Genomic DNA, 16,408 nt, shown 5'->3' on the forward strand with positions numbered 1-16,408 from the left:
ACGGTCCCTCGGGCCACGTGGCCGCGAGATGGTTCGCCGTGTCCGGGGTGCCGGATGGGTGTGCTGGGTGGGCGAGGAGAAGTGGACTCAGTAGAGCCGCCGGACCGCTTCTGGGAGGCTCGCCAGGCGTTCGACCGCCGCGGGCAGGATGGCCGCGTCCCAGCCCGGGCCCCCGACGAATACCTGCGCTCCGGCGTCGGTGCCGGCCCGCACGCTGGAGGTCAGCGCCGTCGACTCGTGCTGCGACCACAGCACGAGTTCGGCCGGCCGGTCCAGCCGCGCCAGGGTGTCGGCGAGAGCGGTGGTGGGCACATCCGCTCCGAGCATCTGCGCCCCGATCTCGCGTTCGGCCAGCGCGGCCCGCAGCGCCTCGAGGGGTAGTGCGTGGGATTCGCCGCCGGTGCAGGCGAGGACGATGGGCCGCGGCCGCAGCCGGTCCGGCGGGTTGTTGCGATGCAGCGCCGAGGTGATGCACCAGGAGAGCAGGTGCTCGACATCGATGCAGCCCTCGCCGCCCAGTTGGCGGGCGACGATGTCGGCGAAGGCGGGGCGGCACAATCGTTCCCAGGTGTCGACCACGCCGTAGGCCCGCAGCGCGCCGGCCAATTGTGCTGTCACCGAACGGTAGTCGAGGCGGAAGGCGGCGGTCAGCAATGAGGACAGGTCACCGGGGGCGACGGCCGGTGCGCGCACAGCGGCCGCGGCACCGGCCGGGGTGGCGCCGTCGCGGATGAGTCCGAGCATCCGATCGAGCTGGGCGATATCGGCTTCGGTGTACAGCCGGTGGGTACCCGGGCGGTGGTCGGTGGGGCCGATCTCGTAGCGACGGTTCCAGCTGCGCAGAGTGGCGGTCGGGATACCGAGCCGCTCGGCGACCGCGCGGACGGTGTAGCCGGCCGCATCGGAAGCGGAGCTGGAACCGTCGTCGGACATCGTTTTATTCTGCCTGTTCCGATTCGGCGGCCGGGGCGGACCCGGGACTTCGGCGTGCGTGCCACGGCCGTACGGCCGTGTTCACCGTGTCCTCGTCCCGGCCGCACGGGCGCAGCAGCGCCGCCGGGCGGATCGCCACGGCCGGTCCGTAACACGCCGTGGCCGCTCCCGTGAATCGGGCCGACCCCATGGCTACCATCGATCCTCCTGTGCCGAATAGCTGTGCATCGATTATGCATCTATATGGGGTAGAGTGGTCACACACCGCCGATACGCGAGGAGTTCTCGTGACAGCACATCGCGCTGTTCGCCGCACCGCCGGCCTCGTGGCCGCCCTGCTGACCTTCGGTGCTCTCGTCGCCGGTGGCGCGGTCGCCCAGCCGCCGCTGCCACCCGGCCCCGCCCCCGTGTCAGTACTGGACCTGAACCGGTACCTCGGCGATTGGAACCAGCTCGCCGCGGTGCCCCAGCCGTTCAATCTCGACTGCGCGCGCGACACCCGCGCGCAGTACACGCTCGATCCGCAGGGCAACATCGCCGTATACAACTCCTGTACGACCTGGGCGGGAGGTCGCAACGAGATCCGCGGCACCGCGAAGGTGAACGATCCGGTGACCGGCGCGCAGTTGCACGTCAGCTTCCCCGGGGTGCCGAGCCAGGACATGCTCGACGGCCCGACGAACTACATCGTCACCGCGCTGGCCCCCGATTACTCCTGGGCGCTGGTGACCGACCCGAGCCGCCTGTCGGGTTTCGTGCTGGCCCGCTCGGCCGCTCTCGACGCGCCGATTTGGGACCAGGTGAAGTCCGCCATCACAGCGGCGGGACAGACACCCTGTATGTACCTGAGCTCGCCCACCACCGGCGGCCGCTCCGACATCACGCCGCTGTGCCTGCGCTGACCGCCGCGCTGCGGTGATCGTCGGGGTGGTCCGGCGATGACCCGCCGCGCGGCCGGGAGTACGGACCCCGCCGGTGGCCCACAGCATAATGCCGGGTATGGCAGACGACTGGAACGACCGGATCATTACGGAATTCCGGGCCAACGAGGGCCGGGTCGGCGGCTTCTTCGAGGGTGCCCCGCTGGCCTTGGTACACCATCGCGGCCGGCACACCGGCCGGGAATCGGTGACCCCGATGATGTACCTGGCCGATGAGCAGGACCCCGACGGCCTCGTTTACGTATTCGCCAGCAAGGCGGGTGCGCCGACGAACCCGGATTGGTACCACAATCTGACCGCGGCCGGGGAGGCCACGATGGAGCGGGGCACCGAAACCTACCCCGTCACCGTTACGGAGGTGACCGGCGCGGAGCGCGACCGCATCTACGGTGAACAGGCCCGCCGCTATCCCGGATTCGCGGAATACGAGCAGAAGGCGGCCGGCTTCCGCACCATTCCGGTCCTGGCGTTACGCCGCGCCTAGCGGTCCGCCGTTCGCCTACGAACCGCGCGCAAATCGCGGATGGGCCCGGCCCGCCACCATCGGTAGTTCGACCGAGGTGCGGATACCGGGTTCGGCCGCGCAGACGTATGGGACGGAGTTGACGCAGTGCGCGGCCGTCGCGGCGATTCCGGGATTCTCGGCCTCCGGCGGGTCGCCGGGTTCGGATTGCCAGCCGCGGATGGTGACGAATGTGCCCGGATCGCCGTCGATCTCGATCTCGAACCGTTCGCCCTCCGCGCCGAGGGTCCATGGTGGGTCGAGATGCTGCCGGCCCATCAGCCAGTTGACCCCGATGCGCACGACGGTCTCGCCGCCGGCCACCGCCTCCCAGTGGAAGCGCTGGCCGGCCACCTGCCCGGGTTCGATGGTGCCGATGGGTGATTCGATCGGCGCGGTCGCGACCGCCGTCTCGTGCACTGTGCGGATCTCGGGGTTCCCGCCGAAACCCAGCGTGTCCAGGATCATCCGGACCGATTGGCGGAAGCCGCCGTCGAGCAGCCGGATCATCGGGCCCGCGGCGGCCTCTGCGGGAGTGGCACCGAACCGCATGATGTGGCGCACCACATCGGGCGCGCCGTAGGTCCGGATATCGGAGAACTCCTCGCCACGCACGAAGGTGACCGCCGCCGACATGGCCGACAGCATCAACGGGAACACCTCGGTGACCCCGCCGGGGTCGATCCCGGTGCCGTGCAGCGTGGTCCGGCCCGCCAGACAGGCCTGCCGGACCGGTTCGGCCTGCTCCTCGTCGGGATAGAACCAGCCCACCGGTGTCACCACGTTCTTCCCCGACCGCAGCAGTGCCGCCACCTCCTGCGCGCGCGGGAGCAGCGGTGCGTAGACCACAGCGTCGGCGGGCAGTGCGAGGATCTCGTCGAGACTGTCGGTCGCCCGCACCCCGACGGGCGCGCGGCCGAGGATCTCGCCCACGTCGCGGCCGCGTTTGTCCGGTGAATGCACCCAGCATCCCACCAGCTCGAGTTCGGGGTGATCGATGATGGCTCGCAGTGCGGCCCGGCCGACCGATCCGGTGGCCCACTGCACGACTCGGTAACTCACACGTCCTCCTCGTCACTGTCCGGTCGCGCGGTTGGCCGGCGCCGGTGAGCCGAGCGGCTCAGCGGTCCGCGTCGGTGTAGCGGATGATGCCGCGGATATTGCGACCGGCCAGCATGTCCTGATAGCCGTCGTTGATGTCCTCGAGCCGGTACCGGCGGGTGACCATATCGTCGAGATTCAACTTGCCGACCTGGTACATGGACAGCAGGTGCGGTATGTCGTAGTGCGGATTGCCGCCACCGAAGATCGTGCCCTGCAGATTCTTCTGCAGCAGCGAGAGCATGGCCAGGTTCAGGGTGGTCTTGTTCTCGGTCAGGCTGCCCATGGCGGTGAGGACGCATGTTCCGGCCTTGGCGGTGATGCCCATCCAGCTGTCGACGTCCTCGCCGTGGACCTCGCCGACGGTCACGATCACCTTCTTGGCCATACCGCCCCAGGTGACCTCCGCGCAGCCCGCGGTCGCCTCCTCGATGGAGGCGTAGGTATGGGTGGCCCCGAATTTCAACGCCTGTTCGCGCTTCCACGGCACCGGGTCTACCGCGAAGATGTAGCGGGCGCCCGCGTGGGCCGCGCCCTGCAACGCGGACATACCTACGCCGCCCAATCCGATGATCGCGACATCCTCACCCGGCCGGATATCGGCGGTGCGCACGGCCGACCCGTATCCGGTGGTGACACCGCAGCCGACCAGGCAGGCGACTTCGAACGGGATCGACGGGTCGATCTTCACCACCGAGCTCTGGTGGACCACCATGTACGGGGAGAAGGTGCCCAGCAGGGCCATCGGGTAGACGTCGCGGCCGCGGGCCTGGATGCGGAACGATCCGTCGGTCACCGAGGTACCCGCGAGCAGGAGCGCGCCGAGGTCGCACAGGTTACGCAGACCCGCCTGACAGGATTTGCATTTCCCGCACGAGGGGATGAACGACAGGACGACGTGGTCGCCGACCGCCAGATCTTCCACGCCCTCGCCGATCTCGGTGACGATGCCGGCGCCCTCGTGCCCGCCGAGTACCGGGAATCCCATCATCGGGATGCCGCCGGTGACCAGGTGGTGGTCGGAATGGCACATGCCGGCCGCTTCCAGTGCGACCTTGACCTCGTGTTTGCGGGGATCGCCGATCTCGATCTCCTCGATCTGCCACGGCTGGTCGAATTCCCAGATGAGAGCGCCCTTGGTCTTCATCGGTGAACCTGCTTTCTCCTACCGCTGCGGGCTCGTGAAGTAACCGGGCCCGGCTGTATCCACAAGTGTATGGACAACAGTCCAGACGACCATACGATACGGGGTTCCGGGTGTCGCGGAATCCTCTGGTGTGATGTTCGAGGCCCTCGGTCGGCGAGAAACTGAGATGATGACCTACTATCCGTCTCAGAGTTTCGCGTCGTTCGACAAGGAGGTCAGATCGTGAGTGCTCCGGATACCGCCGCCACACCCCATCTGGTGGGGGCACCGATCGGACCCGGGTCATTGACCTGGGAGTACGCCGGAGACCTGCGGAACATGCTGTTCCTCGGCCGCACCGGCATCCTGCAGAACATGCATCCGGCGGTGGGCGCGGCCCTGCGGGACCACTCCGACTTCTTCCGTGATCCGTGGGACCGCCTCATCCGGTCCCTCCCGCAGATCCAGGGGATGATCTACGACGCCGACAACGAGGCGCAGGCAGCCCGGGTGCGCGACTATCATCGCCCGCTCAAGGGCACCGATTCTCGCGGGGAGCGCTACCACGCGCTCAACCCCGACGTGTACTGGTGGACCCACGCGACTTTCGTCGAACTGACCATCGCCCTCAACGAGCATTTCGGGACCCCGCTCACCGTCGCGGAGAAGGATCAGTTGATCGCCGAGGGCATCACCTGGTGGCGCATGTACGGACTGTCCGATCGGGTGCTGGTGGCGAACTACGCCGAGTTCGAGCAGTACTGGAACCGCACCATCGACGAGGTGCTCGAGGCCAACGCCACCACCGATTTCGCGCTCCGGCTGGGCAGTACTCGTATTCCGGCGCTGCCCGGTATCCCGGAACCGGTGTGGTCGGTCATCTGGCGGCCGGTGATGGCGTTCAATGTCTGGCTCGCCAACGCGCTCATGCCCGAACGTGCTCGCGAGATCCTGGACCTGCGCTGGACGGCGGTGGATCAAAGGCTGTTCGGTGTGTTCGCGGCGGCAGTGCGTACGGTCTGGCCGCTGCTGCCCGATCGCCTGCGGTACGCCCCGCGCGCCTACGCGGGTGTGCGGCGCGTCCGGGCCGGCTGACCTATGTTTTGCGACACAGACCGGGTTGGGGCCGGACAGCGTACCCTACGTCACACCGGCCCGATTTGCCTTGTGGGCCTGCCGATCCCGGCTCCGAACCGCTGACCGGCGCAGATATACCTCGCGCCGAGCAAAAGTTAATTTCTCATTACCGGGAAGTTTCCGAATGTCGGGCGGTGGGACGTCGATACCATTTCCGCATGCTCACAGTTCAGACACGTCAAGGCAGTTCGTCGTTCGTCACCGGAAATGCGAATCGGGCGAACGGATGCCGGGCAGTCGAGGCACGAGCCGAGCACCATGTCGCCGAATCCGTGCCGCCGTTGCCGGAGGAGATGTCGGTGCGCGAGGAAACCGAGGAACTGCGCAAGCCCTCGGCAGCACTGGCCGTGGCGGCGGTGATGGGATTGTTGATCGTCGTGCTCCTGGTGGCCAGCCACGGCAAACAGGACGACGGGGACCGTCGTTCGCGGCCCATCGAAAAGCCCTCGACATCGCAGCAGCAGTAGGGGCTGTCCGCCGGGGCGGCCCGGCCCTGTGCGGTACGGCGGCTCAGGTGTGGGGTGGCCGCACCCGGTAACCCCCGGGACCGGCGGTGACCTCGGTGACCTCCGCAGCGGGCCGGCCGCAGCGACGTTCGCAACCGGACCAGTGCTGGCGACCCGCCGTGGTGATCGCGGCGGCCGGGATCGGGGCTTGCGGGGCGGCGGTCCCGGGGATATCCGTCCGGCCCGATTCGACCGCGGCCGTCGCGTCGGCACGCACATCGGTATGTGACTTGGCGCAGCCCGGCCGCCCCGCGCAGGCGGTGATCCGCAGCCACGGTGAGTCGGCGTCGAAGACCAGGCCCATCGGTGCCAGCACCCGCACCACCTGTTCGGCGGGCCACTCCTCGAGATCGGCGACGATCAGACCGCGCCACGGGGTGAGCAGTACGGGACGTTCGACGGCGGCGAGGAATTCGGCGGTGCGGGCGGGCAGCACGCCCAGCCGGACTCCGGCGCCGAGTGCGACCAGCCCGTCGTCCTGCGGTAACCAGCCGATCGGCCGGTCGGCCGTCTCCGCGAGTTCCAGCCGTTCGGGGCCGGGAACCAGGCCCAGCAGCGTCGCCAGCCGTGCGGTACCGTCCTCGATCTCGTGCAGGCGCCACTGGCCGTCGGCCAGTTCGAGGAAACCGTGTGCCGCCGCCAGCATCACCTCGGTCGCGTCGGCGGTGGCGATCCGGATCCCGCTGTCCACACCGGCGAGCAGCAGGGCGCTGCGGTCACCGTCGAGGACGTGCAGACCGATATCCGGGCGCAGCGCGCTCATATCGCCCCGGCCGTCGTCGAGGGTGAACAGGACCCGGCCCGGGAGTTCGGCCAGCCGAGGCGAGTCGAGCAGCCCGGCGTCCAGGGCGGCGACCAGCGGCCGGATATCGGGTTGGTCCCCGACTCGTCCGGACAGGGGCGAGGCGATGATATTGCGGACCCGCTCGTGGGTCCGGCTCGGCAGCAGCCCGGCGCCGGCCAGCCGTTCGGTGAGCGCGTCGGCATCGCGGACCCGGCGCAACTGCACATTGCCACGCGAGGTCAGTTCGATGGTGCCGTCCCCGAGATCGTGGGCGGCCGCGGCGAGGGTCTGCAACTGCTCCGGCGCGAGCGCTCCGCCCGGCACCCGGACTCGGGCCAGCGGGCCGTCGGCGGCCTCGTGCAGACGCAGGACACCGGGACAGGAATCGGGATCGGTACGCGCCATGATCCGACCAGTTTACGGACGCCGGACTACCGCACCGCTTGGGTCTGTGTCACCTTCGCCACCAGCTTGCCCGCGTCGTCGCGGACCTCGGTCGCGACCACGATGAACGAGCGCCCGGTGTGCAGCGGCCGGGACGAGGCCTCGGCATGACCGGACCGCACGGCGCGTAGGAAGTTCGTTTTCGATTCGACTGTCGTGGTCGCCTGGGCGCCCTCGGGGAGATTGAGGAACGCGCAGACCGCCGCGGTCGCATCCGCCAGCGCCATCAGCACGCCGCCGTGCAGCACGCCGCCCAGCGTGCATAGTGTCTCGTCCCAGGCGATACGGCTGCGCACCAACCCGGGACCGTGTTCGAGCACCTCCACACCGAGGCGTTCGGTGAAAGGCATGGACTGGTGGAACAGTTGCGTACCCGGTTCGTCGGTCATGGCAGGAAGCCAACAGGTAACGAGACGCGTCGGCAAGTACGCGCGGGCGGGTGCCGCTCGCCGGTGTGATGACGGACGGCTCCGGCGGTCGCGGTAGCATCCGAGGGCTCGACGGGTGACGAGGAAACCGGTGGAACTCCGGTGCGGTCGCGCCACTGACACAGCCAGACCCTCTCCGGCGAGCACACAACCCCCCACGGGCGCGTCACCCCAGGAAGGTCATCGCTGTGATTCTGCTGCTGTCCACCTCCGATACCGATCTGCTGAGCGCGCGCGCCAGCGGCGCGGAGTACCGGTGGGCCAATCCGGCCCGATTGCTGGTGGAGGATCTGCCCGGCCTGCTCGCGGACGCCGATCTGGTGATCGTGCGGATCCTCGGCGGCAAACGCGCCTGGGAGGACGGCCTGGCGGCGGTTCGGGCGAGCGGGGTACCGGTGGTCGCGGTCGGCGGCGAAATGGCCCCCGACGCCGAACTGATGGAGTGCTCGACCGTGCCGGTCGGCGTGGCCTCCGACGCACACAACTACCTGGCGGCCGGCGGCCCGCAGAATCTGCGCCAGCTGCACAACTTCCTCTCCGATACGGTCCTGCTCACCGGGCACGGCTTCGAACCGCCGGTGCAATTGCCCGCCTGGGGCCGGCTCGAACGCGCCGCGCGGTATCCGGAGCCGGTGGCCGGGAAACCGACGGTCGGCGTCGTCTACTACCGGGCCCAGCATCTGGCCGGGAACACCGGCTATATCGACGCGCTGTGCGGTGCGATCGAGGACGCCGGCGCGGTACCGCTGCCCGTCTACTGCGCCTCCCTGCGTACCGCCGAACCCGACCTGCTCGCCACCCTCCGGCAGGCCGACGCACTGGTGGTCACCGTGCTGGCGGCCGGCGGCAGCAAGCCGGCGCTGGCCGCGGCGGGCGGTGACGACGAGGCCTGGGATATCGGCGCGCTGGCCGAACTGGATGTCCCGATCCTGCAGGGTCTGTGCCTGACCAGTGGCCGCGCGCAGTGGGAGGCCAACGACGACGGGCTGTCCCCGCTGGACGTGGCGACCCAGGTCGCGGTCCCGGAGTTCGACGGCCGGATCGTCACGGTGCCGTTCTCCTTCAAAGAGTTCGACGAGGACGGACTGTCCACCTACGTGCCCGATGCCGAACGCGCCGCCCGGGTGGCCGGGATCGCGGTGCGGCACGCACGGCTGCGGTATATCCCCGCCGGCCGCAAACGCCTGGCGCTCATGCTGTCGGCCTACCCGACCAAACACGCCCGTATCGGCAACGCCGTCGGACTCGATACGCCGGCCAGCGCTATCGCGCTGCTCACCGAATTGCGTGCCGCAGGATACGATCTCGGCGCCACGGGCGAGGTCCCGGGCCTGGAGGAACGCGACGGCGACGCGCTGATGCACGCGCTGATCGCCGCCGGTGGGCAGGATCCCGACTGGCTGACCGCCGAACAGCTCGAAGGCAACCCGGTACGGATCGGCGCCGAGGTCTACACCGCCTGGTTCGACACGCTGCCCGAGGAACTGCGCGCCGCTGTCGTCGAGGCGTGGGGGCCGCCCCCGGGTGAGCTCTACGTGGACCGTTCCGCCGACCCGCGCGGCGAAATCGTCATCGCCGCCCTGCGGTTCGGCAATGTGGTGCTCATGGTGCAGCCGCCGCGCGGTTTCGGCGAGAACCCCGTCGCCATCTACCACGACCCCGATCTCCCGCCGAGCCACCACTACCTCGCCGCCTATCGGTGGCTGTCCACCGATCCCGCGTCCGGAGGTTTCGGCGCGGACGCGATGGTGCATCTGGGCAAGCACGGAAACCTGGAATGGCTGCCCGGCAAGACCCTGGGCATGTCCGCGGCGTGCGGTACCGATGCCGCTCTGGGGGATCTGCCGCTCATCTACCCGTTCCTGGTGAACGATCCGGGGGAGGGCACCCAGGCCAAACGCCGTGCCCACGCCACCCTGGTGGATCATCTGATCCCCCCGATGGCGCGCGCCGAGAGTTACGGCGATATCTCCCGTCTCGAACAGCTGCTCGACGAGCACGCGAACATCTCCGCGCTGGATCCGGCCAAACTCCCCGCCATCCGGCAGCAGATCTGGACGCTCATGCGTGCTGCGAAGATGGACCACGATCTGGGTCTGGCCGAACGCCCGGACGAGGAATCCTTCGACGATATGCTGCTGCACGTCGACGGCTGGCTGTGCGAGATCAAGGACGTCCAGATCCGCGACGGCCTGCATATTCTCGGCCGCGCCCCGGCCGGCGACGGCGAGGTCGACCTCGTCTTGGCCATGCTGCGGGCCCGGCAGTTGTGGGGCGGGGAAATATCGGTGCCGGGGCTGCGGGAAGCGCTGGGGCTGAGCGAATCCGGTGGGGAGGCGCGGGAACGGGTCGATTCGGTGGAGGCGCGCGCCCGGGAACTGATCGTCGCGCTGCAGGCCACCGGGTGGGCGCCCGAGGCCGTGGACGGGCTCGTCGAGGAGCACGCGGACGAATTGTTCGAAACGGCCGGCGGCGATCGCGCGGCGGTCGCCGCGGTGCTGCGTTTCGCCGCGACCGAGGTGGTACCGCGGTTGCGCGGCACCGGAGTCGAGATCGACCGCGTACTGCACGCCCTGAACGGCGGTTTCATCCCCGCGGGCCCGAGCGGTTCGCCGCTGCGCGGCCTGATCAATGTGCTGCCGACCGGACGTAACTTCTACTCCGTGGACCCCAAGGCCGTACCGTCGCGGCTGGCCTGGGAAACCGGTCAGGCCATGGCCGAATCACTGCTCGAACGTTACCGGGCCGACCACGGTGAGTATCCGCGCTCGGTGGGTCTGTCGGTCTGGGGCACCTCGGCCATGCGCACCTCCGGTGACGATATCGCCGAGGTACTCGCCCTGCTCGGGGTGCGCCCGGTCTGGGACGAGGCCAGCCGCCGGGTGACCACTCTGGAGGTGATCGATCTCGCGGAACTGGGCCGGCCGCGCGTGGATGTGACGGTACGGATCAGTGGATTCTTCCGCGACGCATTCCCCCATGTGCTGGCGCTGCTCGACGACGCGGTCCGGCTCGTGGCCGAACTCGACGAGCCCGCGGAGAGCAACTACGTCCGCGCGCACACCCGCGCCGATCTCGCCGAGCACGGGGACGAGCGACGGGCCACCACCCGGATCTTCGGGTCCAAACCGGGCACCTACGGCGCGGGGTTGCTCCAGCTGATCGATTCCAAGAGCTGGCGCACCGATGACGACCTCGCGCAGGTCTACACCACCTGGGGCGGCTACGCCTATGGGCGCGATCTCGACGGTGCTCCGGCGGCCGACGATATGCGTACCGCGTACCGCCGGATCGCGGTGGCCGCGAAGAACACCGATACCCGTGAGCACGATATCGCCGACTCCGACGACTACTTCCAGTACCACGGCGGGATGGTCGCGACGGTTCGCGCCCTGACGGGTAAGAACCCGGAGGCCTATATCGGCGACAGCACCCGCCCGGACGCTGTCCGGACCCGCACGCTGTCGGAGGAGACCACACGCGTCTTCCGGGCCCGGGTGGTCAATCCGCGCTGGCTCGAGGCCATGCGCCGGCACGGTTACAAGGGTGCCTTCGAGATGGCGGCCACGGTGGACTACCTGTTCGGCTACGACGCCACCACCGATGTGATCGCCGACTGGATGTACGAGAAACTCTCCGAGAGCTATGTGTTCGACGAGACCAACCGTAAGTTCATGGAGCAGTCCAACCCGTGGGCGCTGCACGGTATCGCCGAACGGCTGCTCGAGGCCGCCGAACGCGGAATGTGGGCGAGCCCCGAGCGGGAGACGCTGGACCGGCTGCGCCAGGTGTACCTGGAGACCGAGGGCGAACTCGAATAGCCGGCCGGGACGGGGTCAGAGGGTCCAGCTGCTCTGCACGAAATAGTCGCTGGTGGCGAAGATGATCCGGTCCGGTGTCTGCTGCTGGTCGATGCCGAAGGCCACCAGCCCGTGGCGGGGCTGTCCCGGCTCGAGGAACCCGGCCGGGTATTCGCCGGGGACATCGGTGAGCGGATACACCGTCGTCCCGTCGGCGGTCACCATGCGCAGGTCGAGTGTGGGCAGGAAGTAGGGGTTGCCCGCGGTCTGTTCGGCGGTCACATCGTAGACAAGCACCCGCTGTCCGTCGGCGCGCGGCTCGACCACCGCGTCGGTGGGGTCGATAGTGACGGCCATATCGCCGCCGGTACGGACGGGGAACGTGGTGCCGAGCGGGCCGGAAGGCACCGAATCCTGCGCGGCCGCCACCGGCGGTTCGGGGAGCACCGGAACCGGCTCGGCGCCGGCGGCGGTGGCGGATATGAGCGGGAGAACGAGGGCAGCGGCGGCCAGGACGGTCTTTTTCACAGTGGGTCCTTCGGGGTCGTCGGCGCTCGGGGCGCGGTATCGGTGCCGGCACGCCGTTGGCCGGTCGGTGCGGTCGGTGTCGCCGGACGCCGGGTCCGGGGGAGGCGCACCGTGGTCGCGGGGAGCGGCGGCGGCCCTTCGCGAGCCTAGAAGCCCCGCGACCGCCGACGCACCCCGGATAACCGATCTTGCCGAACCTGTGATGTTCGATCTTGCCGAGACCGCATCGTGACCCGGCGGCGATCGATGGGTCCCAGGCGGGCGAGGGATTATCGAGGGCCCGCCGGCCCGTCCTCCAATGGGCCGGTGGCGAGTACTGGCACTTCGCGGGCGTTTTCACCCTCGGCGATGGTGGTTTTGAACTCGGGGCACTCGACCAGCGGCTCGTGGGTGCAGGTCGCCGCGTGGCGCAGGCTGTCGCGCATGCGGGTGAGCCGCGCGATGTCGTGGTCCAGCTGTGTCGCCCGCAGCGCAAGGTGGGCGCGCAATTCGGTGTCGTTCGGTGTCGCGCTCAGAAACCGCTGGATCTGCGCGAGGGTGAAACCCGCTCGCCGCGCGCAGTCGATGAGCGTCAGCCGATCGAGTACGTCCGGCTCGAACGTGCGGCGCAGTCCGTTGCGTCCGGCCGAACGGATGAGGCCGCGTCGTTCGTAGAAGCGCAGGGCGGACGGCGCCGATCCGGACCGCTCGGCCACCTCGGCGATATCGAGCAACTCCACGATTCATCCTCCTTGACTTGAACCATGCTTCAAGTCACAGGATAGCTGCATGAGTGAATCGAACATGTCCTTGTCGGAGTTGCATCCTCAGGTTCAGGCATATCTGGAACGAATCGCGCGCGCGGGCTTCGCGGAATTGCACACCCTCACGCCCGAGCAGGCGCGCGAGGGGCTGCGGCGCCAGATCCCGATGCTCGGTGCGCCGGAACCGGTGGCCGCGGTGGAAAATCGCGTCATCGCGCTGGCGGGCCACCGGGTACCGATACGAATCTATACACCGACCGGTGCCCAGCCGATGCCGGTGGTGCTGTTCTTCCACGGCGGCGGGTTCGTCGTCGGTGATCTGGACACCCACGACGGTCTGTGCCGCAGCCTGGCGAACGGCGCCACCGCCGTGGTCGTCTCGGTCGGCTATCCCTTGGCCCCCGAACACAGGTTCCCCGCGGCAGTGAATGTGTGTTTCGCCGCTACCCGATGGGTGGCAGCCAATGCCGAGGGCTTGGGCGCCGATGGAACCAGGATCGCGGTCGCCGGTGACAGCGCCGGCGGCAACCTCGCCGCGGTCGTCACGCATATGGCTCGCGAACTGGGAGGACCACCGCTGGCCTTCCAGTTGCTCATCTATCCCGACACCGACTTCCGGCGCAGCAATGGGAGCATCCGGGAGTTCGCGGGGAAGTTCGGGAACATCACGCAGGCCGGCCAGCACTGGTTCATGGACAATTACCTGCGCGGCGAGGAGGAGAAGCTCGATCCACGTGTCTCGCCGCTACTGGCGGCCGACCATTCCGGTCTGCCGCCGGCCCTGGTCGTCACCGCCGAATACGATGCCCTCCGCGACGAGGGGGAAGAGTACGCCGCCGCGCTGGCCCGCGCCGGTGTGCCGGTCGAAGTCCGCCGCTACCCGGGAATGATCCACGAGTTCCTGCGCCACCCGTTCGATGTCGCCGCCACCGCGCGTGCCGAAGCTGCCGCCGCGCTGCGCAGTGCATTCATCCGGATATCCACGACCCGGTAGAAAGCCGACCGCAGCGTGGGGGAAGCGTTCGGAGCTGCCTCCGCGCGGCATTGCCCGGCTGCATCAGGTGCCGGCCGGTCGGCCGCGAACGCGACACGGCCCCCGATTCCCGAAGAAAATGCTCTTCGGCTGCCCTTTCGGTGGTGGCGTGGTGGCTCGCCCGCCGTCACCGGGAGTGGGGGGATTCGTCCGCCCCTGTCGAGGGCGAGGGTTGCTGGGCGCGAAGGCGGGCCTCCAGGCCATCCAGCAGGCACAGCAACCCGAATTCGAAGCCGAGTGCGTTGCCGACCGTGGAATCCTCGGGCATGAAGGCCCGGTAATCGGCGCGCATCTGCGGGTAGTCCACGCTCAGCTCGTCCAGTATCCGCGTCACCTGGCCCTGGTCGACGGGTCCACCGTGGGCTTTCTCCATCGCGATCAACGGCACGACCTGGCCGAGGACGAAACTGGTGACGGTGCCACTGGCCAGGTAGATATCGAAGCCCTGGAAACCCGCTTCGGCGAAGGCCCGGCGTAGCCTCTCGGTCAGCCGGAAGGCTTGCGGGCCGACACTCGGTATCTGGCCGATGAGCGTCGCCGACCATGGATGCGCCAACAGCGCACCACGGAAGTTGTAGGCGAAGGTACTGAGTAGTTCGCGCAGGCCGGAGGCGGTTTCCAGCCCGCCGTCGTCGATCGAACCCCATATCTCGTCCAGGGCCAGTTCGAGAAGTTCGTTCTTGTTCGCGACATGCCAGTACAGGCTGGTGGCGCCCGCCCCGAGTTCGGCGCCGAGTCTGCGCATGCTCAGCGCCTCGAGACCTTCCTTGTCCAGGACGGCGACCGCGGCGCGCACGATCTGGTCCCGGCTCAGGTTTGAGGTCTTGGTCCGGCGGGGTGCACGGGTCCACACACTTCTGAACTGCTCGGTCACAGTTCGATCCTAGCCCTGTTCGCACGCTGTTCGATTTTGTCGTACGGTGTGCGAGTGGAATCGAACACTGTACGAGATCCCCGCCGATGGATGATCCTCGCCGCGCTGTGCCTCGCGTTGCTGGTGCTGATGATCGACAGCACCGTGCTCAATATCGCGATCCCCTCGCTGATCCGCGAACTGGACGCGACTCCCTCCGATATCCAGTGGATCCTGGACTCCTATGTGCTGGTCTTCGCCGGCCTGCTGCTCACCGCGGGTAGCCTGTCCGACCGGTTCGGCCGTCGGCTGATGCTGATCCTCGGCCTGATCGTGCTGGGAGCGGGTTCGCTGGCCGCGGTCCTGGCCACCGAACCGTGGCAGGTGGTCGCCGCCCGGGCCGTCATGGGTGTGGGTGGCGCCCTGTTGATGCCCTCGACGCTGTCGATCCTGATGACCACCTTCGACGAGAGCGAACGCCGGATGGCGTTGGCCGCCTGGTCCACCGTGTCGATCCTCGGCATCGTCGCCGGTCCGACGCTCGGCGGCCTGCTGCTGCAGCACTACTGGTGGGGTTCGGTATTCCTGCTGAACATCCCGGTGGCCGTACTGGCGATCACCGCTGCCCTGGTGCTGATGCCCGAGACCACCGGAGAACAGCGCCCGATCGACGGGGTGGGCGTGGTGCTGTCCATCCTCGCGCTCGCCTCGACCGTGTACCTGATCATCGAGCGCGAATGGAACCTCCCGGTGCTGCTCCTGGCCGTCGTATCCGCTGCCGCGTTCGTGCTGTGGGAGCGTCGGCAGGAGCATCCGATGTTGCCGCTGGGACTGTTCGCGAACCGCGATTTCACCGGCACCTGCGCCACTGTGCTGCTGATGGTGTTCGGGATGGGCGCGGTCATGCTGATGCTCACCCAATACCTGCAGTTCGTTCTCGGCTACGGGCCGATGAAAGCCGGTCTCGCGCTCCTGCCCTACGCCCTGGCCGGCGCAGTGTGCAACGGCCTCGGCGCGACCCTGGGCAAGAACCTCGCGAACAAGACGCTGATCGTCGCGGGATTGTCGGTCATGGCCGCCGCTTTCGCGATCCTGGCCGTCGGCACCGGGTATCTGTGGGTACTGGCCGCCATGCTGGTCATGGGAATCGGCAGCGGCCTGGCCGGACCGGCCGCCTACACCGCCATCATGAACGCCATCCCGCTACGCCACGCGGGTGTCGGCTCGGCCCTCAACGACACCCTGCAACAGGTGGGTATGGCGTTGAGTATCGCCATCCTGGGCAGTGTGCTGGCCGGCGTCTTCACCGCGCGAATGCCGGCCGACGCGCCCCCGGCCGCCCGGGAATCCATCGGCGCGGCATTCGAACTCGGATACTCCGAGGTCGCGAAGATCGCGTTCACCGACGCGGTGTCGACAGGAGCGTGGGTGGGTGCCGGGTTCACTGCGGCCGCAGCCCTCCTCGGCGCGCTCGTCCTGCGGGCCCGTCCACGACCGGTCGGGAGCGAAGAACCGGCGGCCGTGGAAACCCCGGCCCGCAACCCGTGAC

Annotated in this window: 15 protein-coding genes; 7 read left to right on the forward strand and 8 right to left on the reverse strand. The window is 68.6% G+C overall.

Features of this window, described 5'->3' with window-relative positions; genetic code table 11:
- Window positions 1-87: 87 nt before the first annotated feature.
- Window positions 88-933 carry a MerR family transcriptional regulator gene (locus tag NS4_RS25805; RefSeq protein ID WP_063062087.1) on the reverse strand — a complete coding sequence of 282 codons (846 nt, stop codon included), beginning with the start codon at window positions 931-933 and terminating at the stop codon, window positions 88-90.
- Window positions 934-1,220: 287 nt separating this feature from the next.
- Between NS4_RS25805 and NS4_RS25815 the strand changes: the two genes are divergently transcribed.
- Both NS4_RS25815 and NS4_RS25820 read left to right on the forward strand, forming a co-directional pair.
- On the forward strand, window positions 1,221-1,835 hold the full coding sequence (locus NS4_RS25815; RefSeq protein ID WP_063062089.1) for a lipocalin family protein: 615 nt from the start codon (window positions 1,221-1,223) through the stop codon (window positions 1,833-1,835).
- A gap of 97 nt (window positions 1,836-1,932) precedes the next feature.
- Window positions 1,933-2,358 carry a nitroreductase/quinone reductase family protein gene (locus NS4_RS25820; RefSeq protein WP_063062133.1) on the forward strand — a complete coding sequence of 142 codons (426 nt, stop codon included), beginning with the start codon at window positions 1,933-1,935 and terminating at the stop codon, window positions 2,356-2,358.
- A gap of 15 nt (window positions 2,359-2,373) precedes the next feature.
- Here the strand turns inward: NS4_RS25820 and NS4_RS25825 are convergent, their stop codons facing one another.
- Complete coding sequence (locus NS4_RS25825) at window positions 2,374-3,438, reverse strand: NAD(P)H-dependent amine dehydrogenase family protein (RefSeq protein ID WP_063062090.1); 1,065 nt, start codon at window positions 3,436-3,438, stop codon at window positions 2,374-2,376.
- Between the two features lie 58 nt (window positions 3,439-3,496).
- Window positions 3,497-4,624, reverse strand: coding sequence for an NDMA-dependent alcohol dehydrogenase (locus NS4_RS25830; RefSeq protein WP_063062091.1), 1,128 nt, complete (start codon window positions 4,622-4,624; stop codon window positions 3,497-3,499).
- A gap of 222 nt (window positions 4,625-4,846) precedes the next feature.
- Here NS4_RS25830 and NS4_RS25835 point away from each other — a divergent pair, with 222 nt between their 5' ends.
- The gene (locus NS4_RS25835; protein WP_245665719.1) at window positions 4,847-5,698 is read left to right on the forward strand and encodes an oxygenase MpaB family protein; all 852 of its coding nucleotides are present in this window, start codon (window positions 4,847-4,849) and stop codon (window positions 5,696-5,698) included.
- Between the two features lie 200 nt (window positions 5,699-5,898).
- A complete protein-coding gene (locus tag NS4_RS25840) occupies window positions 5,899-6,207 on the forward strand; it encodes a hypothetical protein (protein ID WP_063062093.1) in 309 nt (102 codons plus the stop codon).
- A gap of 43 nt (window positions 6,208-6,250) precedes the next feature.
- Here the strand turns inward: NS4_RS25840 and cobG are convergent, their stop codons facing one another.
- Window positions 6,251-7,435 carry a precorrin-3B synthase gene (gene cobG / locus NS4_RS25845; protein ID WP_063062094.1) on the reverse strand — a complete coding sequence of 395 codons (1,185 nt, stop codon included), beginning with the start codon at window positions 7,433-7,435 and terminating at the stop codon, window positions 6,251-6,253.
- Between the two features lie 26 nt (window positions 7,436-7,461).
- A complete protein-coding gene (locus tag NS4_RS25850) occupies window positions 7,462-7,863 on the reverse strand; it encodes a PaaI family thioesterase (protein ID WP_063062095.1) in 402 nt (133 codons plus the stop codon).
- A gap of 227 nt (window positions 7,864-8,090) precedes the next feature.
- Here NS4_RS25850 and cobN point away from each other — a divergent pair, with 227 nt between their 5' ends.
- Window positions 8,091-11,723, forward strand: a complete 3,633-nt coding sequence (gene cobN, locus NS4_RS25855; RefSeq protein ID WP_063062096.1) for a cobaltochelatase subunit CobN — start codon at window positions 8,091-8,093, stop codon at window positions 11,721-11,723.
- A 15-nt stretch (window positions 11,724-11,738) separates the two neighbouring features.
- On the opposite strand, the gene NS4_RS25860 is transcribed toward cobN, so the two are convergent.
- Together NS4_RS25860 and NS4_RS25865 are read right to left on the reverse strand one after the other, a co-directional pair.
- A complete protein-coding gene (locus tag NS4_RS25860; protein ID WP_063062097.1) occupies window positions 11,739-12,230 on the reverse strand; it encodes a hypothetical protein in 492 nt (163 codons plus the stop codon).
- Between the two features lie 269 nt (window positions 12,231-12,499).
- Window positions 12,500-12,949 (reverse strand): MerR family transcriptional regulator, encoded by a 450-nt coding sequence (locus tag NS4_RS25865; protein ID WP_063062098.1) that lies wholly within the window; start codon window positions 12,947-12,949, stop codon window positions 12,500-12,502.
- A 49-nt stretch (window positions 12,950-12,998) separates the two neighbouring features.
- Here NS4_RS25865 and lipP1 point away from each other — a divergent pair, with 49 nt between their 5' ends.
- The gene (gene lipP1, locus NS4_RS25870) at window positions 12,999-13,967 is read left to right on the forward strand and encodes a LipP1 family hormone-sensitive lipase (RefSeq protein ID WP_245665721.1); all 969 of its coding nucleotides are present in this window, start codon (window positions 12,999-13,001) and stop codon (window positions 13,965-13,967) included.
- Between the two features lie 166 nt (window positions 13,968-14,133).
- On the opposite strand, the gene NS4_RS25875 is transcribed toward lipP1, so the two are convergent.
- The gene (locus tag NS4_RS25875) at window positions 14,134-14,880 is read right to left on the reverse strand and encodes a TetR/AcrR family transcriptional regulator (RefSeq protein WP_063062100.1); all 747 of its coding nucleotides are present in this window, start codon (window positions 14,878-14,880) and stop codon (window positions 14,134-14,136) included.
- A gap of 54 nt (window positions 14,881-14,934) precedes the next feature.
- Here NS4_RS25875 and NS4_RS25880 point away from each other — a divergent pair, with 54 nt between their 5' ends.
- A complete protein-coding gene (locus NS4_RS25880) occupies window positions 14,935-16,407 on the forward strand; it encodes an MFS transporter (protein ID WP_245665723.1) in 1,473 nt (490 codons plus the stop codon).
- The last annotated feature ends 1 nt before the right edge of the window (window position 16,408 follow it).

This window comes from Nocardia sienata NBRC 100364 (assembly GCF_001613205.1).
Taxonomy (GTDB): Bacteria; Actinomycetota; Actinomycetes; order Mycobacteriales; family Mycobacteriaceae; genus Nocardia; species Nocardia sienata.